Raw genomic sequence first — 24,334 nt, 5'->3', positions numbered from 1 at the left:
GCTGTAATACCGCTCACCTCATGTGCAGTATAACCAGTAAACCCTAGCAATACTGGAATGTATAAGATCATCGGATAATTAATAATCGCGCCGCCAATCCCAACCATTCCTGATATAAACGATCCTATAAACCCAATTATAAAAAGTAATACGACTAAGCTCACCTTACATCCCCCGCCTTCTTAAAAGAAGGTGATTTAAATGAATAAGTTTACATTCCCATCCGAAGCATCTGCTAAATATGCTCCTACCCCAGCAAACTCTACCCCTTCCATAATCTCTTCCTCTTTTAACCCTAATAAATCTACTGTCATTTGACAAGCTACAAGTTTAATTCCTTGTTCTTTTGCCAAATCAATTAAATCCGGCAAAGGCATTGCGTTATGTTTTTTCATAATGCCTTTAATCATCTTCGGCCCCATGCCAGCAAAATTCATTTTTGATAATCCCATCTTATCGGCACCGCGCGGCATCATCTTCCCAAATACTTTCTCTATAAAAGTCTTCTTTACTTTCACATGCTCATCTTTTCTAAGAGCATTCAACCCCCAAAAAGTATGAAATATAGTCACTTCTTGATCATAAGCCGCTGCACCATTTGCAATAATATAGGCAGCCATCGCTTTATCATAATCTCCGCTAAATAACACGATTGTCGTTTTCTTCTGTTGTTCCATGTTGTTCCTCCTCTAAATTACCTATAGGGGTATTTAATTGTTTATAAAAAGGCTCAAATCTTTTATCTCTATGCTATATGACTTTACCTTCCCAAGCTAACATACCTCCTACCATATTGATCGCTTGAAAACCGTAACCTTCTAAAAATTGAACTGCTCTTGCACTTCTTCCTCCCGAGCGACAAACGATAATGTATTCATTATTTTTATCAAGCTCCTGTATTCGAAACTCTAGTAAGCCTAACCTAATATGAAGCACGCCTGGAATTTTCCCTTCCCTCACTTCTTCCACTTCACGAACATCAATTACATGTATCTCTTCATTTCGTAACAATCTTTCCTCTACTTCTCTCGCTGTAATTTCTTTCATCTTAATATTCCTTTCCTTACAAAGCGTTCATACCACCTGAAACATTTATAATGCGCTGAAATCCTAATTTCTTTAATACTTTTGCTGCTTGCTTACTTCTCATCCCGCTCTGACAAATAACGATTACTTCCTTATTCTTATTTAATTGATTTGCCTTACTAACTAACTCATTTAGCGGGATATTCTGAAAGCCCTTCATATGGTTCCCTCTATATTCGCCTACTGTACGAACATCGATAAAGTACTTCCCCTGTTTTCCCACTATACTTTTTAATTCTTTTCCATTTATATTTTGAACACCTTTCACCGGTAAGAACCGTGAAATAACAAACCATGCAGCCAATACAACGAAAAGCGTACTTACTATTGTGTTCATATAACTCCCCCTCTACATTTATAAAATTATTTCTTTACTACGCCTTCTTAATCCAAAACTTTAGTACATCGCTTTCTTCTGCATGCTTTACGATGTCATGACCAGTTTTGTTTGCCCACGCTGGAATATCCTTAATTGACCCTTTATCCGTTACATGTACTTCTAACACTTCGCCCGATTGTAAAGTATCCATCGCTCTTTTCGTTCTTACAATTGGCATTGGACATGCTAAATCTTTCGCATCTAAAACTTGTTTTATATTCATCATCTATTCCTCCAATTTGTTATTAATTATGAACTGCACAGCGGTTTGGACCAATCTCCATTTCACGTTCTTCTTCCACACTCGGATGAATTTTCCCCATATTCGTTTGACGAATTTCTTGATAAGCATTCGGCTGAGGTGGTAGATTCTCCGTTACAATTTTGCGAAATTCATTCTCATCTTTCATATTTAATCCTGCATTCACTTCAAACAATTGTTTTAAATTAGCACTCACAACCCCATTTTCATCCATTTCACTTATTTTTGAATAATGAGCTGGTAAAACAATTAACTCTTGAGATAATTCCTTATAGCGCTTATATAATGTATTTCGTAAATCGCTCACCCAATCTTCAGCCTTACCAGCAAGATCTGGACGCCCGATTGAATCTACAAATAAAATATCGCCCGATAATAAATAGGAATTATCTACAATAAATGATGTACTCCCAATCGTATGCCCCGGTGAGTATAGCGCATCAATTTCGATTTTGGTACCCCCCACCGTAATAACAGATCCTTCTACAAGTGGTTCGTATAAGAAAACGACTTCCTCCGCATCTTTTGGAGGTAACCAATACGTACCACCTACTTTTTCAGCTAACTTACGACCGCCAGAAATATGGTCTGCATGTAAATGTGTATCCATTACATTCGTAATAGTAACTCCATGCTCTTTCGCAAACTTCTCATATGATTCAATCGTTCTTACTGCATCAATAACTGCTGCTTCACCGTTAGAAACGACCATATAAGATAAACAGCCTTTTCCAAGACGATTAAATTGATATATACTCCCTCCGCCCTGTACATCTCCTACTTTGAGCGGCTTTACATATTCACTCCAAGCTTTCATCCCACCAGCTAAATAGGAAACATCGTTGAAGTCAGCATCCAACAATTGCTCCGCGACAAACTGCGAAGAACCTTCTTTCGCACATACGACTAAAATCTCTTTCTCTCTCGGTAATTCATCTACAATATGGTCTACACCATCTAACAAGTCAAAATAAGGTTTATTAATAGAAGATACTTGTTTCCCTTCAATTTTCCAATCTTCATAATCCGTCTCATTACGAACATCTAAAATAAACAACTCTCCGAATAAAACTTTCTCTGCAACATCTTTTGCTTGTAACATCTTAATGCCCATTTAATTACCCCCATAGGTATATTTTCGTTTAAAAAATTTTATTTCTCCACATTTCCTTGCCACCCTAACATACCAGGAATGACATTTTTCACATTTGAAAAACCTTTCTCTTTCAACATTTGGCAAGCTACATCACTGCGGTTACCAGTTCGGCAAACAACATAAATTTGCTTCGTCTGATCTAACGATGTACTGTCTAGTTCACCTAGTGGCACCGAAATAGCAGATGGAATATGACCAAAAGCAAATTCTGCTGCTTCACGAACATCTAATACAATGCACTCTTCTCCGTGAGATAATATATCCTGTAATTCCGCATTCGTAATTGTATGAGGATATTTCACAACTTCATTCACTTCATGTTCATGCGCTTTCCTCACATAATGCATCAATATAGCACCCTCGTGTTTCGTCCCGATATATTGATGCCCTATTTTATTCGCCCAACTTTGTATATCTACCGTAGATCCTTTATCTGTTGCCTCAATTTCAATCACTTGCCCTGATGCCAATCCTTCCATCGCCTTCTTCGTCTTTACAATAGGCATCGGACAAGCCAAACCTTTACAATCTAAACTCATATCCACTTTTATACTCATTATCGATTCCTCCATATTCTATATACATATACCTGTAGGGGTATATTAAAACGTTTTTGAAAATCTGTCAACACTTATGTTTGACAGATTATCGGCTTTTTACAAGTAATTGAACGGCTTCTTTAATTAACTCTTCATTTGAACCATTGCCACTTTCAAACTGTTCACGCAAACATTGCTCTAAATTTGTTCCAACAACTAATCCAATTGTACGATCTAATGCAGAACGAGATGCCGTTAACTGTGTAATAACCTCTCGGCAATCTTTTCCTTCTTCCATCATACGAAGCACACCGCGCACTTGGCCTTCAATACGTTTTAATCTATTTTTCATATCTTGATTGTATTCCACTGTAGACCACCTCCGTAATTATAGCTATATTATATATTACTTTATAACCTTGTATAACATCATATACCCTTTAGGGTATATTGTAAAGGGGGATGTTTGTTTCTCAACCTTCTAGCGGTTAAGTGGTCTACTCTACCTTATTCCTTATAAACTCTTTGTAAAAAGATAATCCATATCGCCACCTAACGCTGCAGCTGTATCACCAGTTTCTCTAAAATCATGTGTATAAATTTTCTCAAATGAACCGAAATCTACTTGCTTATAAAATTCAAAACAAGGGAATCCATCATGCTCTCCTTGAATATCAATACTACCATCCTGTTTCACACATACATTTAATACATAATCCACAGGAGGTGCATACACATTTAACGGATTACTAGCGCTTGCACTCATTTTGAATTGCACACCGTCAGAACTCCATACAATATGAGTACACACAATATTTTCAGTACTCGCTTTTCCTGTTCTTTTATTCACAGAACCGTCTGGATTTGTAACCTTCTCTGTCGTAATACCCGTATTTGCATATGAAAACACTTCTTCTTTATAAAAATCCACTACAACCTCTTGCTCAACTCTAGAGCGCATAGTATTTACCGTATGTGGTGTAAATTCACGTGAATCACCTTCAAATTGGATTACTTTTCCTGTTTCCATATCCTTCTTAGCTTCCGTCCAAGACATTGGAATAAATACACTCGCTCTAATTTTTACGATATGAATCATAAGATACACCTCTATAATTTTATTTTAGATACTGCATAATATCGAGTAAAACAGACCACAATATCGCTCCATAATCAATAGATTTCTCTTTTACGTTTTCTACTTCCTTCTGAAAAATAGCGCTATATTTATATTTAGATTGTCGTTTTAAAACTATATTCCATTTCTCCAGCTAGTGCTGCTGGGGTATCATCCGTTTCTCTGAAGTCATGTGTATATATGAATTCAAATGAACCAAAGTCTATTTGTTTATAAAATTCATAGCAAGGGAAACCATCATGTAAACCTTCAACGTGCACAGCGCCACGTTCATTAACCCGTATAGTCAAAAAATAATCTGCTGCTGGTGCTGCCGCGTTTAACGGATTGCTTGCACTTGCTCTCATTTCAAACGAAACCTCATCTTCACTCCATACAATATTTGTACATACAATGTTTTCTGTACTTGTTTCTCCTTTTTGATACTCAATTGAGCCATCTGGATTTGTAATTTTCACAGTGACGATACAAGCATCTGCATATGTGAAAATTTCTCTTTTATAAAAATCAATATTCACTTCTTGTTCTAATCTTGAACGCTTTGTATTCACAGCGTATGGTGTAAACTCACGTGCATCTCCAGCATATTCAAAAACTCTTCCCGTTGCAGGATCCTGAATAGGTTTCAGCGAAGCATACGGTGCAAATACACTCCCTCTAATTTTAACGATATTAACCATGTGAAACCTCCATCGATTCTATATTATATAAATCATTATTTGTTCTACCAACATAATATAGTCAATTTGATTGACTGTATTATGTATAGTACAATAAGCATTACATATAGTCAACTTAATTGACTAAAAGTGCGGAGGTTATATATATGGATCAAACATTTAACGAGTTAGATCTTACATCGCTTTTATCATTATCATTTAGCACATTAATTACTGAGCTACATGACAAATTAAGTGAATTAGGATTTGAAGATATTAGGCCAGCACATGGTTTTATGTTCAAACGCATCCTTCCTAATGGGGCAACTGGTATAGAGCTAGCTGAGTATTTAGGGATTTCCAAACAAGCTATAAGTAAAATGGTGGATTCTCTTGAGAATAGTGGCTACGTTACACGTAAAACACACCCTACTGATAAAAGGGGTAAAATCATTGTTTTAACCGAACGTGGCTTAGCAGTAATGAAAGCAAAAGAAGAAATAGTAGCTGAAATAGAGCAGCGATGGATTGAAAACATAGGTACAGAACGAATGCACATGCTAAAAGAAGATTTGACAACATTCGTTACTAAAGAAAATACAGAGAAATTATCATCAAATATACGACCTGTCTGGTAAACAAAAAACGAATCCATTTTGATTCATCTTCTTCAAAATGGATTCGTTTTTCTATAGCTGTATTAAAAATCATGAATTTCTTTAAATTTTATTCTACTGAATATATTTTTTACGCGTTATATAATTCCATAACTCTCTTCACAACCAACTCCGCAGTATTCTCCTCCGGTGGCATCAATAAATTCGTAACCGGTCCATACACAACAGGGCTTAATTCCACTTCATACCCACCATATGAGAATTCTTCCTTCGTTGGTAAATAACCAATATATCCATTCATATATCCACCAAAGAAAGCTAATTCATTTTGAAGAATCTCTTTCATTTCTAGGGCAGTTTCTGAAAAAGGTTCCATCGGTATGCCAGAGAAAATCCCATCATTAACTTGAAACAGTTGCACTTCTAAATCAATACTTAACCGCCGCATACCTTGCTCATATTTCTCTAAAACGATAGCAAGCCATTCATCCGCATTCACACCCCACTGCTTCTCAGCTAGTTGGACCATTTTTTGTATCTCATCAATTTCAGGAATATCCTTCAACTTCATTTGCATAGTACTTGAAACTGTCCTTACATTTACAATTGGGCTATATGTAACTGTTGGCAACATCGTTAATACATGTCCACTAAGCATGTAAGCCATTTGGTTTAATGCTTCCCTTGAACCGCGATACTTCGCATTCACATTTCCAGCAGCACCTTGAACAATAATAACTGGGCAGTTTACTATTTTCTCAAGAAGCTCTCTCGTCATCCCCGGATAATCTGCTGACAATACATCACTATCACCTTTTAAAACGTTCGGATGGGCAGTACAAAATATTACAACTCCAGATAACTCCTTCGTTTCAACATCTCTTATTGCTAACATCCCAATTCGCTTATCTACAACACCCTCTATATTCGTTCCCATCTTCGCTTTTCCATCAGATGTTCTCTCTCTTCGGTTTACCCCAATATCACCTGTCATAACACCCCATCCAACTTCACATAGCTTCAAATTGTTATTCGCAGTAACAGCACCGTACACTACATTATTTACTAAAAGCGTTTTATACGACTGTACTAGCGGATCATCACCGACCGTTTCTGGACCGGAATGCGTATGAGTATAAACAACCGTTATTCGCTCAAATGGCACATGAAGCCTACTTGCTACTCGCTCACGAATAAAATTCGTATCTTCTACTAACATCCCAATATTATCAATACTTATAAACACCGTTTTTATTACATCTTTTTCAAATACAAAGATTGTCCCGTAAATACGCTCCTCAATATTATTAATTCCTGTATCTCTATGGTATCCAATAAAATCGATACCTAAAGGTGGCGTAATATCTACCTTACATACCCCTACTTTGCTCATTTGAATCGCTCCATTTCTCTATGTAACTCCCTTTCTTCAAGAATAGCATATTTAACTTTGCTCCAAATAAAAAGAACGGACATAGCATGCTATGTCCGTTCTTTCCATCACACATACTTCCGATGCACCATCTTCCCATCATAAGAAAACACAACGCCCTTACTCTCCACAATCGACTCCATATGCACCGTTCTTCCCCACAGCTGATGAAGATATGGTAATACCTTTTCTAAGTATTTTAAATCGAGCTCGATTCCTTCGTAACTATGTTTAATGTATAATTCTCCGTTCTTTAAGTAGTCTCCATCTTCTACTACTAAGTACGGGAATCCACCATTTGTCCGCATATTTACGAGTTGATCACGTACATGTTCCCATTCTTTATCAATTACTTTATATTCTTTTCCTTGGCGCTGGAATAAGTACATATCTTCTCGCATAACAAGATTTTTATTTAAGTAGTTTCTTAGGAACGATACGTCCCATTCAATTTCGCGTACTTCAAACATTTTCTCTCGACCAGAACCAGGCTTCACACCACGCCTTTTCATTTCTTCTGTCGGGTTGTTGTAGCGTTCTTCAATATCTTCAAACATTTTAATACCGAGGTAGTATGGATTAATGCTTGTTTTTGATGGCTGAACGACACCTGCATTTAATTTCGCAAATTCGATTGCTTCATCAGATGTTAAGTCCATTTCACGCAGTATACGTTGATGCCAGTAGGAAGCCCAGCCCTCGTTCATGATCTTCGTTTCAAGCTGTGGCCAGAAATATAACATTTCCTCACGCATCATCGTTAATATGTCTCGCTGCCAATCTTCAAGCTCACGGCTATATTCTTCAATAAAGAGTAGTAAATCTTTCTCTGGTTGGGGTGGAATCTTCTTCTTTTTGCGTATATTCGATCGTTCCCTCTTTTTATTTCGATCATCTAAATTCCATAAATCATCGTATTGTGATGCTTTTTTCTTTTCCACTTCTTCCTCTTCTAAATCATCAATACTCCATGCAAGTTTCGGACGCATAAGCGACGGATCAATATGCTCTTGAATGGCAAGTACGGCATCTAAAAATGTTTCTACCTCTGCCTTTCCGTACTTATGCTCATACGCTTTCACACGGTCCGCTGTTGCCGCCATACTTTCTACCATATCCCGCTTCGTATTTGAAAAACGAATATTATTTTTGAAGAAGTCACAGTGTGCTAAAACGTGCGCTACGATTAATTTGTTTTGGATTAAAGAGTTCGTATCTAATAAAAAGGCGTAACATGGATCAGAGTTAATAACGAGTTCGTATATTTTACTAAGTCCTAAATCGTATTGTAATTTCATTCTGAAAAATTGCTTCCCAAAACTCCAATGTGAAAACCTCGTCGGCATCCCATATGCACCAAATGTATAAATAATTTCCGCTGGGCATATTTCATAACGCATCGGATAAAAATCAAGCCCAAATCCAGTCGCAATTTCCGTAATTTCCGCAATCGCATATTGCAGTGCTTTATCGTCACTTGCTCTCATTATTTTCCCTCCTTACACTTTCCCTTAAGAAAGTGTATGATGGGGAACAAGCTTTCATGAGGATTGATTGCATAATAAAAAGACACCCTCGTAAAAACGAGAATGTCTCATCTATTAATCTTCAATAATCTCCATCTTCTCCGTAATCGGTGTACGAGCTTTTCCTTCTGGCGCTTTTTCGAAATAACCAATATGAAGAATTCCAACGATACGTTGGCCTCTTGTTAAACCGATTCCTTCTATAAATAATGGATTATAGTTTAATCCACCTGATTTCCAAACACAGCCTAAGCCGCGTTCCCAAGCAAGCAATTGGAAATTTTGCATAAATGCGCATGTTGCAGCGTAATCTTCGTCACGCTGAATTTGACGCGGATCTTCATTCATATATACAACGATTTGTGCAGGTGTGCTTAAGAAACGATCAGATAAAATTTTACCGCGTTTCGCTCTTTCTTCTTCTGTGAAAGAGTTTAATACCGCATCTACTAGTTTCTTACGGCCGTCCCCAATGTATAATTTACAATTCCATGGCTCACGGTGTTTATGATTTGGTGCCCATGTTGCATCGTTTAATAGTTCAATTAATAATTCTTTGTCTACTGCTTTATCTGTAAATGTACGAACAGATCGTCTTTCTTTAATAACATTTGCGATGGAAGTATATGTAGTCATATTTTTCTCTCCCTTATTTTTCATCTATATGTATAAGTTTGTTATTGATATTGATTTTCAATTTCGATTATAACCTAGTTTTTCACTATTAATCAATGTTTTATGTTGGAAAACATATAAAAAACTTCTTTTTCTACTGTGAATAAAAAAACTTAGCTTGTTCACAAGTTTTTCACATTTTATGGAAATGATATGTGTAAAGTTTTCCACATTATCCATCTAGGAGGAGTTTACATGTACAAAAAAATCGCAGTAAGTATGACTATGGCCGCATTATTATGCGGGGTATCTACCTTCCCTGCTTCTGCTACCACGCCAAAGGAAGTTGCAATGCATCATCATAAACCTATTTCAGAAGAAGAAATGCAATCGCTCGAAAAACTCGGCTATAATAAACATGAAATTTGGAAAGCTGCCCACATTGCAAGAATCAGCAAAAAAGAAACTAAGGACGTTTTGGCTTACTATAAGCAAAATAAATCTTGGGAGAAAACCGCACAACATTTCGGTGTAGATCCAAGTAAGCTTAAAAAGCATCATATGAATAAGGAAACAAAAAAAGCATTACTGCAACAATTAGCAACGATGCAAAAATCCACACCAGATGGACTAAAACAAAAAATGAAAGAATATAATATCGGCTTACGTCAGCTCACGGTATTAACAATCATCTCTCAAAAAAGTAATACCCCTCTTGATGATGTACTAAAAATGAAAAAAGACGGTATGGATATTAAACAAATCGCGGAAAAATTAAATGTTAAAAGAGAAGATATACGAGCAGAGATGATTAAATTAGTGAAGTCTATTAAAGAGAAGCAAACAAATTAACACGCAAAAAAGGAAGAGGTATTCACTGCTCTTCCTTTTCTTTATGAACTTTCAACTTTGAAGTATAAATTCCCGTCTTTCCCAAAAACTAACATAAACAAATGATGTAGTAAGGGGTGAGAAATTGTTTCGTTTATCGTCTAAAAAGAAGAAAAAAACAATCTGTTCCATTCCAGATTTTATCCAAACTATGAAAGAATCTAGTGATTTCGTTTCTTATAACATCGTAGAAGATGGGACGCTATGTTTGTTTTATTATAAATCTACAGCTGAATCACTCCTCATTAATCGATTCATTTTAACACCTATAAAAAGAGAATTGGATCACATTGAAACTATAAATGATATAGCAAATATCGTCACACTCGAAGGGATTATTACCAACCCTTCTATTGATGATATTCGTGAAAAATTATTAGTTGGGTATGTACTCATACAGCTTAAAAACGATTCTCAAACAGCAGAATATGTACTTATTCGTGCTGAAAGTTCAGTTTTAGGTACACGATTATATAACGATACCGAAAATGAATATAGTGTAATCGGTCCAAAAGTCGGATTTGTTGAAAATATTGATACAAATACACACTTACTTCGCCGAAATATAGTAACAGAGCAATTAGTTTTCAAAGAAGTTATAGTTGGCTCTATATCAAAAACAAAGGTTATAGTTGCTTACATCGAAGGCATTACAAATGAACAACACATCAATACCGCAATGCAGCGCTTACAAGACGTTGACTTTGATGTTCCTTTTGATGCAACTATGATTGAACAGTTTATTAGCGATAATAGTAACTCACCCTTCCCTGTTTTACTACCTACAGAGCGGCTAGACCGCTCTGTGTACGCATTACTGAATGGAGGCGTTGTTATTTTAACAGACGGTTCACCTTACGCATTAGCTGGACCAGCGACGTTACTTGATTTCTTCGTCTCGCCAGAAGATTATTATTTACCATGGATAGCAGGCTCATTTCTTCGAATGGTTCGCTTTTTCGGAGCAGCATTCTCGCTATTTTCATCAGCTATTTATACAGCTGTATTAACGTATCACTATCAAATGATTCCTGCGGATTTACTAGGTCCGATTATTTTTTCAAGAGCTAATGTACCCTTTCCGCCCATTTTAGAAGCACTTTTTTTAGAAATCACAATCGAATTGCTCCGTGAAGCTGGAGCACGCTTACCTACAAAAGTTGGACAAACAATCGGCATCGTTGGCGGGATTGTAATTGGCCAAGCATCTGTTCAAGCTGCTTTAACGAGTAACATTTTATTAATTGCAGTTGCTTTATCAGCACTCGCTTCTTTTACAACACCAACTGTAAAAATGTCTTCTACTATCCGGATACTACGATTTCCACTTATCCTTTTAGCTGGTGCATTTGGGGGCTTAGGTCTCATTGTAGGATTCGTACTCATATTAGCTCATTTAATTCGCTTAAAATCACTTGGATCACCTTATTTATTACCTCTATATCCATTTCGCGGTTTAGGGACAGCAGAAGGACTCCTTCGTTTGCCGTTTAGTCAAACTGCTGGACGTGCCTCTTTTCTGAGACCAAAAAAGAAATGGCGCTATGACCCAAACAAAGCGAAAGAAAAACGTGACGGTGAAGAGAAATGAAAAATATTTTATTATGCTTTTCCATTATCATTTTAATTGTTCAATCTGGTTGTACAGAAGCACATATAGTTGATACACAGCGAATGATTCACGTAGGTGGATTCGATATAATAAAAGATAAAAAATTTCGCGGAACCATTTTATATCCCGATTACACAAAGGGCGTACAATCTAAACCAGAAACTCAATCAACTCATGCAGGTACAATTGAAACAATCTCTCCCCTTCTAAACGCCAAATCTCCACATACGATCGCTGTAGGTCAAATGCGTGTTGTCCTATTTGGGAAAGCATTTGGTGAACATGGACTTGGAGATGTTATTAACAACTTACAACGTGATCCTAACATTGGCCGTGATGTGCAGCTAGCACTTGTAGATGGTTCAGCAGAAGAATTACTGAAACATGTCAAAACAAATGGATCACTTTATCTATCTGATTTACTGGAGCAAAATATAAAAAACGAGACAATCCCGCGGACAGCTTTAAATATTTTTTTATATAACTTCTATTCATCTGGATGCGATCCATTTCTTCCTTACATTCAAGTATCAGAAGACAAATCTGCTTCCATTAAAGGACTTGCTTTTTTAAAAAAGGATAAAGTGGTTATGTACACCGATAAAAAAGAATCTTTTTTATTAAAATTACTTATTAATCCAACGAAAAATGGTCGCTACGAAGTTCCAATACGTCAAGGTAAGCATAAAGGATTGATCGCTACTCAAAACTTATCTGGAAAAAGTGTTTGTTCTCTTTCGCAAAACGGTGATATTCCGAAAGTTAACATTCACTTAAAATTAAATGGACTCGTAAAAAATGCTCCCAGCTGGCTTGATTTATCAAAGAGTAAAAATGTAACTTACGTAAAAAGACATGTAGAAAAAACACTTGAGAAGGATTTAAACGAATTAATAAAACAATTCCAAGAAAATAAAATCGATCCAATTGGTATACGTGAAGAAATTCGTAGTCATTCAAGAACATGGAACATAAAACAAATTCAAGAAATGTACCCTAATGTAGACGTTGCTGTTCATGTGCAAATCAATGTCGTGCAATCTGGTATCGGAGAATAGTGGAGGTGCTATAATGGCTGAACAAGATAAAACACATACTGTTTCCCCTTATTTCACATTCCTTCTATTACACTCCCTTCAAATTGGAGTAGGTGTGTTAGGGTACCAAAGGATTATTGCGCAATTTGCCGGTTATGATGCTTGGATTTCTCTTATTATCGCTGGTATTGCAACTCACATCGTGTTATTTTGTATGCTGAAAATGTTAGAAAAAGATAATGATTTAATGAATATTCATACGACATGTTTCGGAAAGTGGATTGGAACATTTTTTTCCGTATGCTTTGCTGCATACCTTCTATTATTTTGCCTTACTGTTCTTCGTTCATATATTGAAGTCATTCAAGTTTGGGTCTTTCCTACAATTAAACCGTGGAAATTAACTTTACTATTTTTACTTGTGGCTTATTACATAATTAGGGGTGGCTTTCGTTCTGTGGCAGGAATATGCTTTTGGGGCGTCATAATCCCGATTTTCGTACTATTTTTCTTAGTTTTCCCAATGAAATACGCACATGTCCGTAACATTTTCCCAATTCTCGCTCATTCACCTTTAGACATTTTAACTTCAGCGAAAGCATCTGCATTAGAGTTTCTTGGATTTGAAGCAATCCTTATCTTTTATCCATTTATAAAAAAAGGAAAATCGTTAAATAAATGGGCACATAGCGGTATTGCTTTTACAACCATTCTATACGTAATATTAGCGATTGTGTCCATTATGTACTATAGCCAAGGGCAACTACATCATACAATTTGGCCAACATTAACAATGCTAAAAATCATTAAAGTTCCTTTTATCCAAAGGTTTGAGTACATTATTATTTTCTTATGGTATCTAATTATTTTACCTAACCTTTGTTTAACGATCTGGTCTTCTTGTTGCATTACTAAGAAATCTTTTCGCATACCATTTAATATTACACTGCCATTTTTTATCGCAACTATATTTATTTCATCCTTGTATTTCACAAACCGCGAAAGTATCAATACATTGAATACAGTACTGTCTCAAGCTGGTTTATATATTGTATACGCTTATATCCCAATCTTATTTCTATTCCATTCATTGCGGTGGCGCTTCAAAAATAAGTCGAAAGAATCTTCACCCGACACACCATGATATTTGATACAATTTGATTAATACATGTGTAAAGGGGACAAGCGTATGAAGAAATATGTATTTTCTTTACTTGCAGTACTGAGTTTAATTCTTGCTGGATGCGGAGCTACTAGTACAAATGAAAAAAAATCATCTGAATCAAAAGAAGAGCATGACCATGCATCGCACACGCAGCAAGCTGACATTCAGGAAAAAACAAAAGGAGTCGACACACTTCCGGCCTTCCTAGACAAGCTTGATCCACAAATGAAAGACATTTACACTGTCGCTGGACAAAATGCAGAGCTATTAGATTGGATTCCATGTTACTGCGGTTGCGGTGAAAGTGTAGGACATAAAAACAATAAAAATTGCTTTATTCGTGAAATTAAGAAGAATGGTGAAGTTGTTTGGGATTCCCATGCAACGACTTGCGTCAATTGCCTAGAAATCGCAGTTGAATCGGCTGCAATGAAACAAAAAGGAAAATCAACGCTTGAAATTCGTAACTATATTGACAATAAATACAAAGAAGGCTATGGCAAACCAACACCTACGCCAATGCCAAAAGCTTAAAAAACGAGGAAATACCTCGTTTTTTTTCATTCACTTTTTTTCTTAACAAATTCTTTCAAGTGTATTTCTCCTTACTTATCACACACTATATATAACTCTCGGTAAGGAGGGTACACAGTGCAAACATATAACGACTATGATAAAGCTCTCTATTACACGTATTGCTGTAATTGGGATAAATTACTCGTTCTCATGGTTCAGACGAACGATCAATTATTTTCTAAGCGTATTGAGCATTTTTTACATGCTTATCAATACAGTAAAGAACTGCCAGAAGTTGATAAACAATTGCAGCTCCTATTTCAATATATTGACCACGCATCTCAAAAGTCACATGTAGAAGAAGTAGAGCAAATTCAAATGTAAAATATAGCGCTATTCTCTTTATGAGAATGGCGCTTTTTAAAATGTTGATATCAATAAATGTTTCTCCTTATAAAACTTTTATTGATAAACATATTTTTTCTTTCTTTTCCCTACTACTTCATACTATAATTTAGTATGTAACTATTATAAGTGAGGTATAAAATATGGGACGAGAAAAAAAGCAAGAATATGCTCTACTTACTGCATGGGGAGCTTCATTTATTGCTACATTAGGAAGTCTATACTTTTCCGAAATCATGAAATTTGAGCCTTGTGTCCTTTGTTGGTATCAGCGTATTTTTATGTATCCATTTGTTTTATGGCTTGGTATCGCTGTAGTAAAGAAAGACTACCGCATTGCAAGTTATTCTTTACCAATCGCAAGTATTGGTGCTTGTATTTCTTTATATCACTATGCAATTCAAAAAATCGCAGCATTTTCAGCTGCCGGGGCAGCTTGCGGCCGCGTACCTTGTACGGGAGAATACATAAACTGGTTCGGCTTTGTGACAATCCCGTTTTTAGCACTTATCGGCTTTATCACAATCGCTGTTTGTAGCTTTATCGTAATCAAAAACAAATAAGGAGATGAAAGAATGAAAAAAATGCTTATATTTGGCGGTATTATTATCGCCTTGTTTGCAGCAATTTTCGCTGTCACACAAATGGAAGAAAAAAATGCTTCAACTAGCCAAAAAATTGATAATGCTACTGGTAGTCAAACAGATGGTGCTGACTACTACACAAATAAAATCTCTCTTTCAGATCTCCAAAAGAATTTAAAAGAGAAAAAAGAAGAAACAGTATACTTTTATCAAACATCTTGCGTTCATTGCCAAAAATTATCTCCTGTCGTAGTACCGATGGCTAAAGACTTGAATGTTGATATGAAAGTTATGGATATTGAAAAATTAGATGCTCCTTGGGATGAATATAAAATTCAAGGTACACCAACAATCATTCATTTTAAAGATGGTAAAGAAGTGAGCCGTATTAGCGGCGAACAATCGAAAGACAAATTAAAAGAATGGCTTGAGCAAACGAAGAAATAACGAGAAAAGGAAACTCCTTCTACACATGAAATGGGCGTAAAACCTCACACTAATGTATAAGGAGGGGGTTTTATGCCAGAAGTAAAATGCTCTGTTTCCAATTGCTCATTTTGGGGACAAGGTAACTTTTGTCAAGCAAGTGCTATCATCGTTCAGCCTGATGCAGATGAAGCTGGTCAAACTGAAAATGATTCGTATACAAGCGCGGTTTTAACAAACGAGACGCTAGAAAGCTCTGTAGCAACGAGTGTAGAAACTTGTTGCCATACATTTAAACCAAAATATTAAACATAAAAAGCATACGATGAATCGTATGCTTTTTTACATTCCCCTCCAAAAATCATGCATGATAAAAAAGTACAAAATAACGAGGACAACCGTCCCACATAGGGTAATGCGCCTATATATACTCTTTTCTCCTTCCCTTGCTTTTACAAAAGCCCAAATAAATCCGAAGAACAATATTAAATCAACATATGGAACATAAAAGGAAAAGACGAGAAACGCATACAAATACACAATGAATAAACAGGTCGTTACTAAGAAAACCTTAAATGCAAATTCACTTTTCATAATGTAACCGCCCCCTATCTGTATTGTATTATATTCAGCAAAATACAATAGTTGCAGTTAAACTCCAAGTAGAAATAAGCTACCGTCTATAAAACGGTAGCTATTACGGAACATTGTATTTCCGTTTATATATATTACTTAAAGTCGAAGTAGGAATTTGCTCGTAACGAATTTTTTCTCCTGTTTCATCTACAATATATAAATTGTTTCCTATATAATATATTCCATTTTTTCGTTTTGAGTACACCGTATATCTTTCATTCGGCAATACCGTTTTTACTTTTGTTAACTGCCCATTCGGTTCTTGCCAATATATATCCGCGCGATCTACTAACGTAAGTATTCCAATTTGCTCTTCTTCTACTTTACGACCATTCCAGCTCACAACACGATAACCAAGTGTATTTGCCTCATATTCCGGACTCGTATGAAAACGAGAAATGATTACTTTTGTTTGTAATTGTACTCGGTCATATAACCATTGTATATCCTTGTCATGCATGCGAATACAACCATTTGATTCCCTACTTCCAATCGTCCATTCCCGATTTGTCCCGTGAATCGCATATTCCTTTTTATCTAGTCCAAGCCACCTCGTACCGAGAGGATTGTTTGGTGCACCACCACGTATCTTTTTTCGATGGTATTCTTTATTTTTATATTTAGTTATAATACAAAAATTACCTTCTGGCGTAGGTGTACGATCTCTTCCAGTCGTTATCGGAAACGTTCTCGTATAGTTTCCTTCTTCAAAGAAAGACAGCTGATTCGTCGTAAGATTAACTAATATTAAATGATCTGTATTAGCAAAAACGCTAGCTGGTAGGCAGAAAAATAGGATTACGATAAACAATACTTTTTTCATCTAAATCCTCCCTAGCACTAACATCATAATAAATGCAATTAGCTTTACTTTGCTCTTATAAATGAAAACTATCCATTTACGATAACGCCTCCGTTTACATGTATCATTTGCCCCGTAACATAAGATGAATCGTCAGATGCTAAGTATACGTATGCTGGTGCTAATTCATATGGCTGACCAGGTCTTTGCATCGGAACATTGCTTCCAAACTGTGACACTTTCTTCTCATCAAAGCTCGATGGAATAAGAGGTGTCCAAATCGGGCCTGGCGCAACACCATTTACACGAATTCCTTTTTGCACTAACGATTGAGAGAGAGATCTTGTAAAAGCAACGATAGCTCCTTTCGTTGCAGAATAATCAATTAAAGTTTCATTTCCTTCATATGCAACGATAGACGCCGTATTTATAATGACATCCCCTTGTTTGAAGTGAGAAAGTGCTGCTTTCGTAACGTGAAAATAAGAAAAAATATTAATACGGAATGTTTTTTCTAGCTGTTCTGCTGTAATATATTCTAGTCCTTGCTGCGGATATTGCTGTGCGACGTTATTCACAACAATATTTAAACCACCTAACTGCGAAACAGTCTCTTCCACAATATCTTTACAATGTTGTTCATTACTTAAATCTCCCGGTAGTAATACACACTTTACACCTTCTTTTTCAACACGTTGTTTCGTCTCATTCGCATCCTCCTCCTCATCTAAATAAGCAATTGCAATATTTGCACCCTCTTTTGCAAAAGCGATGGAAACAGCTCGTCCAATCCCACTATCTCCCCCTGTAATTAACACATTCTTCCCCTTTAACTTTTCACTTCCCTTATAATTGGGATCTTCAAACTGCGGAAGTGGATTCATTAATGATTCAATACCAGGCTGTTTATTTTGATGTTGGGCTGGCATTGTTAAAAAGCTTTTTTGCTGTGGCATAACTTCCTTCAGCTCCTTTTCCTTATCATGTGCACAATAAAAAACTACAATTCACACATAGTTTTACGATTAATATTCGAATTTAAGACACAAAATATGAATTGTTGTAAACTTTTTATACAAAACTATTGCAAAATAGTTAAAAAACGAATATTATATATAACTGTTGTGAAAATTATTCGTAAACAGAAAGGATGTTTATATGTTTAACCTTTCAAAACATAAAACTTCTATTAAAACTGAAATTATGGCAGGTATTATTACCTTCTTAACAATGGCATATATCATTGTCGTAAACCCTGTCATCCTTGGGGATGCAGGTGTTCCATTTGAACAAGCATTTACAGCAACAATTATCGCTGCTGTTGTCGGAACATTATTTATGGCGATCTTTACAAACTTACCAATCGCAATTGCACCAGGTATGGGATTAAATGCTTACTTCTCTTACTCTGTTGTAAAAGCTCATGAAGGCATGACTTTCGCAATTGCATTCTCTGCTGTATTCGTAGCAGGTATGATTTTAATTTTGTTATCATTCACATCTTTCCGTACAAAATTAATGGAAGCCATTCCTGAAAACTTAAAACACGCAATTACTGCTGGTATCGGACTATTTATCGCCTTTATCGGTTTACGTTTAACAGGTATCGTTACAAAAAACGATGCAAACTTAGTTGGACTTGGTGATCTTCACTCTGCTCCAGTTTTACTAGCATTAGCTGGACTTGGAATTACAATTGTCCTTATGTCTTTAAATGTAAATGGTGCGCTATTTATCGGCATGCTATTAACTGGTCTTATCGCTTTCTTCACAGGACAATTAACGTTCTCAAACGGTGTTACATCAATGCCTGGATTACCAGAAGGAGTTATCGTATCAAATCCAATTACTGCTGTATCTGATGTAATTAACTACGGATTATACGGCGTTGTATTCTCATTCTTCCTTGTTACACTATTCGATACAACAGGTACACTACTTGGCGTTGCGCAACAAGGTGGATTTATGAAAGACGGAAAGCTTCCAAAAGCAGGACGAGCTCTTCTATCTGACTCATTCTCAGCAACAATCGGTTCTATGTTCGGAACAACACCATCAACAGCTTACATTGAATCTTCTGCTGGTGTTGCAGCTGGTGGCCGTACTGGTTTAACAACAGTTACAGTAGCTGTTCTATTCGCATTAGCAGCTTTCTTTGGACCATTAGTGAGCGCTGTATCTGGTGTATCAGCTATTACTGCACCATCACTAATTATCGTTGGTAGTCTTATGATGGGTTCAGTTCGCCACATCGATTGGGATTCATTTGATGAAGCATTCCCAGCATTCTTAGTAATCTTAAGCATGCCACTTACATCAAGTATCGCAACAGGTATCGCACTTGGATTTATTTCATACCCACTTATGAAAGTGGCAAAAGGTAAATTCCGTTCTGTTCACCCACTTGTGTATGTATTCGGAATCTTGTTCGCTTATCAATTGATATTCTTACCACATTAAAATCCCTCTTTCTGAGGGATTTTTTATTTTCAAAAAACATTTGACAACTGTACAGAATCATGGAATAATTCAAAATAGTTAAATATTTGATGTCTTATCAAGAGCAGGTGGAGGGATGAGCCCTACGAAGCCCGGCAACCGACCCATTTATGGGCACGGTGCTAATTCTTACAACACGTTGTGTTGAAAGATAAGAGTAATATGATAAGACGTCTTTTCTATATGAAAAGGCGTTTTTTATTTTCACTCCCTCCCCTCTCTTCTTAGTTTAGGAGGGATTTTTTTATGAAAAAATTGTGTTCCATCGTACTTATTTTTCTATTACTTACATTGACGGCTTGTACAAATGAACAAGATGCTATCTCTTCACAAAAGCAACAAACGGTGAAAAAAGTAACTACAACAGTTGAAAATCATTTACAAACAGAAATTCCAAAGCAAATAAAAAAGCCATTAAAAATCGCATTAATTATGCAAATGTCTATCGGAACTTTTTCCTCTCAATATATTGAGGGCGTCAAAAAACAAGTCGAGCTATTTGGCGGTAGTGTACAAGTCTACAATTCTGATAACGATTTAGCAAAAATGGCTGCAAATTTAGATACTGCTATTAATTCAAAAGTGGATGGTATTTTAATTGATCATGGCCGATCTGAAGCATTAAAACCTGGGGTAGAAAAAGCGTTACAGGCGAACATTCCCGTAGTCGCGTTTGATAACGATCTACGCTTACCAGGTGTAACGATTATTGATCAAGATGACTATAGTCTTGCATGGAAATCATTAAAAACGTTAGCAGAAGATTTGAATGGACAAGGAAATATCGCAGTCGTATGGGTTGGCGGATTTGCTCCAATGGAACGTCGTAACGTTATCATTGATGCTTTTTATAAACGGTATCCAAATATAAAAGAAGTTGCGCGATTCGGTACTGCTAGTAATAACACACCACTTGATACACAAACACAAGTAGAAGCTTTACTAAAAAAATATCCGAAAGAAGGAGATTTACAAGCCATTTTCGCTTCGTGGGATGAGTTTGCTAAAGGAGCTGTTAAAGCACTTGAACAAGCTGGTCGTACAGATATAAAAGTATACAGCATTGACTTAAGTAATGAAGATTTACAACTTATGCAAAAAGAAAACTCACCTTGGTCTGCTACGGCTGCAACGGATCCAGCTGAAGTAGGGAAAGTTCAAGTACGATTCTTATACAAAAAAATTGCCGGTGAACAAACGCCAGATATTTATTCACTAGAACCTTATTTAGTAAAGAAAAATATTTTACCAAAAGAAAATATAACAATGGATCAATTATCAAAACATATAAACGGTTGGGGAGACTCGAAAGATGCGTATTCTCCTTGGATGAAAAAATTAGAGAAGGAGAAAAAATGATGACATTCTCTCTTCAAAACATTACACATTCTTATCATGCCGCTACACCTGTTCTAGAAGATGTTTCTATCCATATTCAAAAAGGAAAAGTTCATGCCCTACTAGGAATGAACGGTGCCGGGAAAAGTACTCTACTGAAAATAGCAACTGGTGAAATTCAACCAGTTGCTGGCGATATAAAAATTGATAATCAGTCTGTTTCCTTTACTTCGCCACGCGATGCAAAAAAGCACGGTATTTCTTTCGTAACACAAGAAGTAGATCACGGACTTATTCCGGGATTATCTGTATTAGAAAATGTACTTATCGATCATTTAGCAATGCAAAATAAAGTACTATTTTCAAAGTCAAAATTAGTCGCACTCGCTAAACAACATTTGCAAACTGTACAGGTAGATTTAAATGTTTCGGAAGATGTTTCAAACTGCTCATTACATGAAAAACAATTACTTCTTATCGCAAGAGCTTTATCCAACAATACAAATTATCTTTTATTAGATGAGCCTACTTCTTCTCTTGGACCGAAAGAAGTTGAAACCTTCGGACAACTATTAAAAGATTTAACATCAAAAGGAATTGGCATCATCTTAATTTCTCATCGTTTATCAGAGATTCGAAATTTTGCGGATGATGTAACTGTATTACATAACGGTAAAGTCGCACTTTCTGAAGCGATTACAAAGGTTACAGATCAACAAATTGTGGAATCGATGACTGGAAAACAACTGACACTTCCTATTAATGCAGCACCAAAACAAGGGAACGAAGAATTATTTAAAGCACAAGAACTTCCATTACACAAAAACCATTCTCCCCTTTCTCTCACCGTACGGAAAGGTGAAACTGTTGTGATATACGGATTAATTGGCAGTGGCAAAACAACACTTGCTGAAACGTTATTTGGTGCTCATCATACTTATCACGCAGAAATAAACGGTCAAAATATAACGATTAAAACACCGCGAGATGCGATTAAAGCGAAAATCGCACTTGTACCAGAAGAAAGAAGAAAACAAGGCGTATTTCTTTCGGAAGACATTATAAGTCACACTAATTTACACCAATCAGGTTGGAGACGAAAACAAACCGAATTAAATAATGCTACTACGGCAATTTCTTCTTTCAGCATTTCACCGAATGACCCAAAAGCCTTTATTCATTCACTTAGCGGTGGAAATCAACAAAAAGTCTCGATTGCAAAGTGGCATGGATTCAAACCGAATCTATTTCTTTTAGACGAGCCAACTAAAGGTGTAGACATAGCTGCAAAACAAGACATTTTTCAATTCATTCGTAACATTACTGAAAACGGAAGTTCCGTAATTTACTTCACAGGAGAACAAGATGAAGCACTGCATATCGCTGATCGCATTCTTATACTGGCAAACGGAGAATTTGTAGGTGAATACTTACCAAACGAACTATCTCCTGAACAGCTTTTACATTTATCTGAAGGGAGTTATTCCATTGAATCTCATTCATAAAACAAAAACTAAGAAACTATATTTACCTACTCATCTTTTTTATCAATTTAGTACGATTGCTATCATTATAGGTGTTACAATTTTCTTCTCTATCGCCAACGATTCTTTTTTAACATACAACAATATTAGTGATGTTTTACGCTCCATTTCTATCGTAACGTTACTTGCAATTGGTGTTACCTTTACATTAATTGTAGATGGGTTTGATTTATCGGTCGGCTCTACCGCTAGTTTAGCAACCATTGCCACTGCTTCCTGTCTCATTTTATATCGACAAGAACTATTAGTCACACTCCTTGTTCCTATTCTTTGTGGGCTATTAGTTGGATTATTAAATGCACTACTCGTTATCCGAATTAAACTACCAGATTTACTAGCTACATTAAGTATCATGTATATCGTGAATGGACTACACTTAACATTTTCAAAAGGATCTTCTATTTATGAAGGAATGTCTGGTGCCAAAGGACATTTTATTCCATCCTTTTTATTTATCGGTCAAGGTTCTGTCTTAGGAATTCCAGTCCCTGTCATTATCATGCTTATTGTCGTTTTGATTGCATATGTATTTTTAGAAAAAACAACGTACGGTCGTTTCTTTTATATGACAGGTGGGAATCGAGAAGCTGCTAGACTAGCTGGTATTCCTACTGATCGTTACCGTGTATATGCTTATATGATTAGCGGTTTACTTGCCTCTATTGGCGGTATTATTCTATGTAGCCGTGTTGGCACAGGACAAGTTTCAGCTGGCGCCCCATTATTAATGGATGCAGTTGCAGCTGCCTATATCGGTTATGCAATGTTCGGTGCTAAGAAACCAAATGTCATCGGAACATTTCTTGGTTCCGTATTAATCGGGATCATATTAAACGGCCTTACAATGATGAACGTTCCTTATTATGCACAAGATATCATTAAAGGCAGTATTTTAATTGCAGCTTTAGCCTTTTCATTTATTAAAAAGAAACGTAAATAAAGTGAAACTTTAATAAGTGGGGGTTTTCTTCCCCCCACTTATTATTAGGCTTCACCAATCGCGCATTAACGGGCAGTTGATCCCCCACCTAACTTCTTTGCTTTCGCCGAATTTTGAGGTGGGGGTCTTACTGCCCGTTAATGTGCTACTTTCCTTTTGCAACAATCACACGAACTACTTCAACGCAAGGAGCAGAAGACCGTTTGCTATTGCTGTAACACCTAAGAAGATTGCTATCATCAGCTCTCCCATTATTAAATACATAAATAATAGAAGAAATGAAAACCTCCTCTACGACCAAACTAATTAAAAGAGGTTAGAAACCTTTAATATTTCTCATTTACCTGTAATTCTTTACTATACTTTTGAATGAACACTGATGAAATAATCATTACCATTCCTATACTAAAACTAATAAGCTGATCTAATAACATTTCATCATGCATGAGCAAACGAAATAAAAATACACCACCAAAAATAAGCAACATAGTAAATCCAGTATGTCTAAGTCCTTTATATACATTTTCCAT

At 36.2% G+C, this 24,334-nt stretch carries 30 protein-coding genes, 1 pseudogene and 1 riboswitch; of the genes and pseudogenes, 14 read left to right on the top strand and 17 right to left on the bottom strand.

All coding sequences use genetic code 11. From position 1 onward, the window contains the following. The 10 genes and pseudogenes from JDS92_RS21175 to JDS92_RS21130 all read right to left on the bottom strand — a co-directional run. A pseudogene (locus JDS92_RS21175) lies at positions 1 to 164 on the bottom strand (sulfite exporter TauE/SafE family protein); the annotation flags it as partial. A 33-nt stretch (positions 165 to 197) separates the two neighbouring features. Continuing rightward, positions 198 to 677 (bottom strand): DsrE/DsrF/DrsH-like family protein, encoded by a 480-nt coding sequence (locus tag JDS92_RS21170; RefSeq protein ID WP_000437728.1) that lies wholly within the window; start codon positions 675 to 677, stop codon positions 198 to 200. A 73-nt stretch (positions 678 to 750) separates the two neighbouring features. Continuing rightward, positions 751 to 1,047 (bottom strand): rhodanese-like domain-containing protein, encoded by a 297-nt coding sequence (locus JDS92_RS21165; protein ID WP_098710681.1) that lies wholly within the window; start codon positions 1,045 to 1,047, stop codon positions 751 to 753. A gap of 16 nt (positions 1,048 to 1,063) precedes the next feature. Further along, positions 1,064 to 1,423, bottom strand: a complete 360-nt coding sequence (locus tag JDS92_RS21160; protein ID WP_001092541.1) for a rhodanese-like domain-containing protein — start codon at positions 1,421 to 1,423, stop codon at positions 1,064 to 1,066. A gap of 37 nt (positions 1,424 to 1,460) precedes the next feature. Continuing rightward, positions 1,461 to 1,691: a sulfurtransferase TusA family protein gene (locus JDS92_RS21155; RefSeq protein ID WP_002038023.1), complete on the bottom strand. Its 231-nt coding sequence runs from the start codon at positions 1,689 to 1,691 to the stop codon at positions 1,461 to 1,463. A 19-nt stretch (positions 1,692 to 1,710) separates the two neighbouring features. Then, positions 1,711 to 2,841: an MBL fold metallo-hydrolase gene (locus tag JDS92_RS21150; protein ID WP_098912379.1), complete on the bottom strand. Its 1,131-nt coding sequence runs from the start codon at positions 2,839 to 2,841 to the stop codon at positions 1,711 to 1,713. A 38-nt stretch (positions 2,842 to 2,879) separates the two neighbouring features. Continuing rightward, positions 2,880 to 3,455 carry a sulfurtransferase TusA family protein gene (locus tag JDS92_RS21145; RefSeq protein ID WP_106081034.1) on the bottom strand — a complete coding sequence of 192 codons (576 nt, stop codon included), beginning with the start codon at positions 3,453 to 3,455 and terminating at the stop codon, positions 2,880 to 2,882. Between the two features lie 73 nt (positions 3,456 to 3,528). Next, the gene (locus tag JDS92_RS21140; protein WP_000456206.1) at positions 3,529 to 3,792 is read right to left on the bottom strand and encodes a metal-sensitive transcriptional regulator; all 264 of its coding nucleotides are present in this window, start codon (positions 3,790 to 3,792) and stop codon (positions 3,529 to 3,531) included. A 144-nt stretch (positions 3,793 to 3,936) separates the two neighbouring features. Then, on the bottom strand, positions 3,937 to 4,521 hold the full coding sequence (locus JDS92_RS21135) for a DUF3238 domain-containing protein (protein WP_097959558.1): 585 nt from the start codon (positions 4,519 to 4,521) through the stop codon (positions 3,937 to 3,939). A gap of 134 nt (positions 4,522 to 4,655) precedes the next feature. After that, positions 4,656 to 5,240 carry a DUF3238 domain-containing protein gene (locus JDS92_RS21130; protein WP_000247268.1) on the bottom strand — a complete coding sequence of 195 codons (585 nt, stop codon included), beginning with the start codon at positions 5,238 to 5,240 and terminating at the stop codon, positions 4,656 to 4,658. Between the two features lie 146 nt (positions 5,241 to 5,386). On the opposite strand from JDS92_RS21130, the gene JDS92_RS21125 reads away from it, so the two are divergent. Then, positions 5,387 to 5,857, top strand: a complete 471-nt coding sequence (locus tag JDS92_RS21125) for a MarR family winged helix-turn-helix transcriptional regulator (RefSeq protein ID WP_199632465.1) — start codon at positions 5,387 to 5,389, stop codon at positions 5,855 to 5,857. Positions 5,858 to 5,966: 109 nt separating this feature from the next. Here the strand turns inward: JDS92_RS21125 and JDS92_RS21120 are convergent, their stop codons facing one another. The 3 genes from JDS92_RS21120 to JDS92_RS21110 all read right to left on the bottom strand — a co-directional run bounded on the left by JDS92_RS21120 (position 5,967) and on the right by JDS92_RS21110 (position 9,430). Next, on the bottom strand, positions 5,967 to 7,229 hold the full coding sequence (locus tag JDS92_RS21120) for a neutral/alkaline non-lysosomal ceramidase N-terminal domain-containing protein (protein ID WP_199632464.1): 1,263 nt from the start codon (positions 7,227 to 7,229) through the stop codon (positions 5,967 to 5,969). Positions 7,230 to 7,336: 107 nt separating this feature from the next. After that, positions 7,337 to 8,755 carry a stage V sporulation protein SpoVR gene (gene spoVR, locus JDS92_RS21115; protein ID WP_001202698.1) on the bottom strand — a complete coding sequence of 473 codons (1,419 nt, stop codon included), beginning with the start codon at positions 8,753 to 8,755 and terminating at the stop codon, positions 7,337 to 7,339. Between the two features lie 114 nt (positions 8,756 to 8,869). Next, on the bottom strand, positions 8,870 to 9,430 hold the full coding sequence (locus JDS92_RS21110; protein WP_002093832.1) for a nitroreductase family protein: 561 nt from the start codon (positions 9,428 to 9,430) through the stop codon (positions 8,870 to 8,872). A gap of 234 nt (positions 9,431 to 9,664) precedes the next feature. On the opposite strand from JDS92_RS21110, the gene JDS92_RS21105 reads away from it, so the two are divergent. From JDS92_RS21105 to JDS92_RS21065, 9 genes are all read left to right on the top strand, one after another. Beyond that, entirely contained in the window at positions 9,665 to 10,261 is a 597-nt protein-coding gene (locus tag JDS92_RS21105) for a hypothetical protein (RefSeq protein ID WP_000276987.1), read from the top strand. A 124-nt stretch (positions 10,262 to 10,385) separates the two neighbouring features. Continuing rightward, positions 10,386 to 11,891: a spore germination protein gene (locus tag JDS92_RS21100; protein WP_016107851.1), complete on the top strand. Its 1,506-nt coding sequence runs from the start codon at positions 10,386 to 10,388 to the stop codon at positions 11,889 to 11,891. Beyond that, positions 11,888 to 12,970, top strand: coding sequence for a spore germination protein GerYC (gerYC, locus tag JDS92_RS21095; RefSeq protein WP_087971095.1), 1,083 nt, complete (start codon positions 11,888 to 11,890; stop codon positions 12,968 to 12,970). Before JDS92_RS21100 ends, gerYC begins: the two co-directional genes overlap by 4 nt. 13 nt (positions 12,971 to 12,983) lie before the next feature. Continuing rightward, positions 12,984 to 14,093, top strand: coding sequence for a GerAB/ArcD/ProY family transporter (locus tag JDS92_RS21090; protein WP_087971094.1), 1,110 nt, complete (start codon positions 12,984 to 12,986; stop codon positions 14,091 to 14,093). Between the two features lie 45 nt (positions 14,094 to 14,138). After that, a complete protein-coding gene (locus JDS92_RS21085; RefSeq protein WP_000761015.1) occupies positions 14,139 to 14,648 on the top strand; it encodes a PCYCGC domain-containing protein in 510 nt (169 codons plus the stop codon). A 117-nt stretch (positions 14,649 to 14,765) separates the two neighbouring features. Beyond that, positions 14,766 to 15,014, top strand: coding sequence for a YhdB family protein (locus tag JDS92_RS21080; RefSeq protein WP_001195459.1), 249 nt, complete (start codon positions 14,766 to 14,768; stop codon positions 15,012 to 15,014). A 164-nt stretch (positions 15,015 to 15,178) separates the two neighbouring features. Beyond that, positions 15,179 to 15,598 (top strand): disulfide formation protein C, encoded by a 420-nt coding sequence (locus tag JDS92_RS21075; protein ID WP_000532269.1) that lies wholly within the window; start codon positions 15,179 to 15,181, stop codon positions 15,596 to 15,598. A gap of 12 nt (positions 15,599 to 15,610) precedes the next feature. Next, on the top strand, positions 15,611 to 16,066 hold the full coding sequence (locus tag JDS92_RS21070) for a thioredoxin family protein (protein WP_000738433.1): 456 nt from the start codon (positions 15,611 to 15,613) through the stop codon (positions 16,064 to 16,066). Positions 16,067 to 16,138: 72 nt separating this feature from the next. Continuing rightward, on the top strand, positions 16,139 to 16,354 hold the full coding sequence (locus JDS92_RS21065; RefSeq protein ID WP_001115393.1) for a DUF1540 domain-containing protein: 216 nt from the start codon (positions 16,139 to 16,141) through the stop codon (positions 16,352 to 16,354). A gap of 33 nt (positions 16,355 to 16,387) precedes the next feature. Here the strand turns inward: JDS92_RS21065 and JDS92_RS21060 are convergent, their stop codons facing one another. The 3 genes from JDS92_RS21060 to JDS92_RS21050 form a co-directional block, all read right to left on the bottom strand. Further along, the gene (locus JDS92_RS21060) at positions 16,388 to 16,639 is read right to left on the bottom strand and encodes a hypothetical protein (protein WP_000834196.1); all 252 of its coding nucleotides are present in this window, start codon (positions 16,637 to 16,639) and stop codon (positions 16,388 to 16,390) included. Between the two features lie 103 nt (positions 16,640 to 16,742). After that, complete coding sequence (locus JDS92_RS21055; RefSeq protein WP_000756372.1) at positions 16,743 to 17,504, bottom strand: L,D-transpeptidase; 762 nt, start codon at positions 17,502 to 17,504, stop codon at positions 16,743 to 16,745. A gap of 68 nt (positions 17,505 to 17,572) precedes the next feature. Further along, on the bottom strand, positions 17,573 to 18,439 hold the full coding sequence (locus tag JDS92_RS21050) for an SDR family oxidoreductase (RefSeq protein WP_001136296.1): 867 nt from the start codon (positions 18,437 to 18,439) through the stop codon (positions 17,573 to 17,575). 202 nt (positions 18,440 to 18,641) lie between these two features. On the opposite strand from JDS92_RS21050, the gene JDS92_RS21045 reads away from it, so the two are divergent. The 4 genes from JDS92_RS21045 to JDS92_RS21030 all read left to right on the top strand — a co-directional run bounded on the left by JDS92_RS21045 (position 18,642) and on the right by JDS92_RS21030 (position 23,804). Next, positions 18,642 to 19,943, top strand: a complete 1,302-nt coding sequence (locus JDS92_RS21045; protein ID WP_199632463.1) for an NCS2 family permease — start codon at positions 18,642 to 18,644, stop codon at positions 19,941 to 19,943. Positions 19,944 to 20,034: 91 nt separating this feature from the next. Then, positions 20,035 to 20,140, top strand: a riboswitch (SAM riboswitch). 88 nt (positions 20,141 to 20,228) lie between these two features. Beyond that, complete coding sequence (locus tag JDS92_RS21040; protein WP_098139560.1) at positions 20,229 to 21,341, top strand: sugar ABC transporter substrate-binding protein; 1,113 nt, start codon at positions 20,229 to 20,231, stop codon at positions 21,339 to 21,341. Further along, the gene (locus JDS92_RS21035; protein WP_087971113.1) at positions 21,338 to 22,825 is read left to right on the top strand and encodes a sugar ABC transporter ATP-binding protein; all 1,488 of its coding nucleotides are present in this window, start codon (positions 21,338 to 21,340) and stop codon (positions 22,823 to 22,825) included. The genes JDS92_RS21040 and JDS92_RS21035 overlap by 4 nt, the downstream gene beginning before the upstream one ends. Beyond that, positions 22,809 to 23,804, top strand: coding sequence for an ABC transporter permease (locus JDS92_RS21030; RefSeq protein ID WP_087971091.1), 996 nt, complete (start codon positions 22,809 to 22,811; stop codon positions 23,802 to 23,804). The genes JDS92_RS21035 and JDS92_RS21030 overlap by 17 nt, the downstream gene beginning before the upstream one ends. Positions 23,805 to 24,130: 326 nt before the next feature. On the opposite strand, the gene JDS92_RS21025 is transcribed toward JDS92_RS21030, so the two are convergent. Then, positions 24,131 to 24,334 carry a hypothetical protein gene (locus JDS92_RS21025; protein WP_097959552.1) on the bottom strand — a complete coding sequence of 68 codons (204 nt, stop codon included), beginning with the start codon at positions 24,332 to 24,334 and terminating at the stop codon, positions 24,131 to 24,133.

It is taken from the genome of Bacillus cereus group sp. N12, assembly GCF_016483575.1.
Lineage (GTDB): Bacteria > Bacillota > Bacilli > Bacillales > Bacillaceae_G > Bacillus_A > Bacillus_A toyonensis.
Note: the sequence above shows the minus strand (reverse complement) of the source record. Positions and strands in the feature narration are given on the sequence as shown.

Coding starts and splice junctions, on each gene's coding strand:
- JDS92_RS21170 (WP_000437728.1), bottom strand. CDS start 677: ATGGAACAACAGAAGAAAACGACAATCGTGTTATTTAGCGGAGATTAT.
- JDS92_RS21165 (WP_098710681.1), bottom strand. CDS start 1,047: ATGAAAGAAATTACAGCGAGAGAAGTAGAGGAAAGATTGTTACGAAAT.
- JDS92_RS21160 (WP_001092541.1), bottom strand. CDS start 1,423: ATGAACACAATAGTAAGTACGCTTTTCGTTGTATTGGCTGCATGGTTT.
- JDS92_RS21155 (WP_002038023.1), bottom strand. CDS start 1,691: ATGATGAATATAAAACAAGTTTTAGATGCGAAAGATTTAGCATGTCCA.
- JDS92_RS21150 (WP_098912379.1), bottom strand. CDS start 2,841: ATGGGCATTAAGATGTTACAAGCAAAAGATGTTGCAGAGAAAGTTTTA.
- JDS92_RS21145 (WP_106081034.1), bottom strand. CDS start 3,455: ATGGAGGAATCGATAATGAGTATAAAAGTGGATATGAGTTTAGATTGT.
- JDS92_RS21135 (WP_097959558.1), bottom strand. CDS start 4,521: ATGATTCATATCGTAAAAATTAGAGCGAGTGTATTTATTCCAATGTCT.
- JDS92_RS21130 (WP_000247268.1), bottom strand. CDS start 5,240: ATGGTTAATATCGTTAAAATTAGAGGGAGTGTATTTGCACCGTATGCT.
- JDS92_RS21125 (WP_199632465.1), top strand. CDS start 5,387: ATGGATCAAACATTTAACGAGTTAGATCTTACATCGCTTTTATCATTA.
- JDS92_RS21120 (WP_199632464.1), bottom strand. CDS start 7,229: ATGAGCAAAGTAGGGGTATGTAAGGTAGATATTACGCCACCTTTAGGT.
- spoVR (WP_001202698.1), bottom strand. CDS start 8,755: ATGAGAGCAAGTGACGATAAAGCACTGCAATATGCGATTGCGGAAATT.
- JDS92_RS21110 (WP_002093832.1), bottom strand. CDS start 9,430: ATGACTACATATACTTCCATCGCAAATGTTATTAAAGAAAGACGATCT.
- JDS92_RS21105 (WP_000276987.1), top strand. CDS start 9,665: ATGTACAAAAAAATCGCAGTAAGTATGACTATGGCCGCATTATTATGC.
- gerYC (WP_087971095.1), top strand. CDS start 11,888: ATGAAAAATATTTTATTATGCTTTTCCATTATCATTTTAATTGTTCAA.
- JDS92_RS21090 (WP_087971094.1), top strand. CDS start 12,984: ATGGCTGAACAAGATAAAACACATACTGTTTCCCCTTATTTCACATTC.
- JDS92_RS21085 (WP_000761015.1), top strand. CDS start 14,139: ATGAAGAAATATGTATTTTCTTTACTTGCAGTACTGAGTTTAATTCTT.
- JDS92_RS21075 (WP_000532269.1), top strand. CDS start 15,179: ATGGGACGAGAAAAAAAGCAAGAATATGCTCTACTTACTGCATGGGGA.
- JDS92_RS21070 (WP_000738433.1), top strand. CDS start 15,611: ATGAAAAAAATGCTTATATTTGGCGGTATTATTATCGCCTTGTTTGCA.
- JDS92_RS21065 (WP_001115393.1), top strand. CDS start 16,139: ATGCCAGAAGTAAAATGCTCTGTTTCCAATTGCTCATTTTGGGGACAA.
- JDS92_RS21060 (WP_000834196.1), bottom strand. CDS start 16,639: ATGAAAAGTGAATTTGCATTTAAGGTTTTCTTAGTAACGACCTGTTTA.
- JDS92_RS21055 (WP_000756372.1), bottom strand. CDS start 17,504: ATGAAAAAAGTATTGTTTATCGTAATCCTATTTTTCTGCCTACCAGCT.
- JDS92_RS21050 (WP_001136296.1), bottom strand. CDS start 18,439: ATGCCACAGCAAAAAAGCTTTTTAACAATGCCAGCCCAACATCAAAAT.
- JDS92_RS21045 (WP_199632463.1), top strand. CDS start 18,642: ATGTTTAACCTTTCAAAACATAAAACTTCTATTAAAACTGAAATTATG.
- JDS92_RS21040 (WP_098139560.1), top strand. CDS start 20,229: ATGAAAAAATTGTGTTCCATCGTACTTATTTTTCTATTACTTACATTG.
- JDS92_RS21035 (WP_087971113.1), top strand. CDS start 21,338: ATGATGACATTCTCTCTTCAAAACATTACACATTCTTATCATGCCGCT.
- JDS92_RS21025 (WP_097959552.1), bottom strand. CDS start 24,334: ATGGAAAATGTATATAAAGGACTTAGACATACTGGATTTACTATGTTG.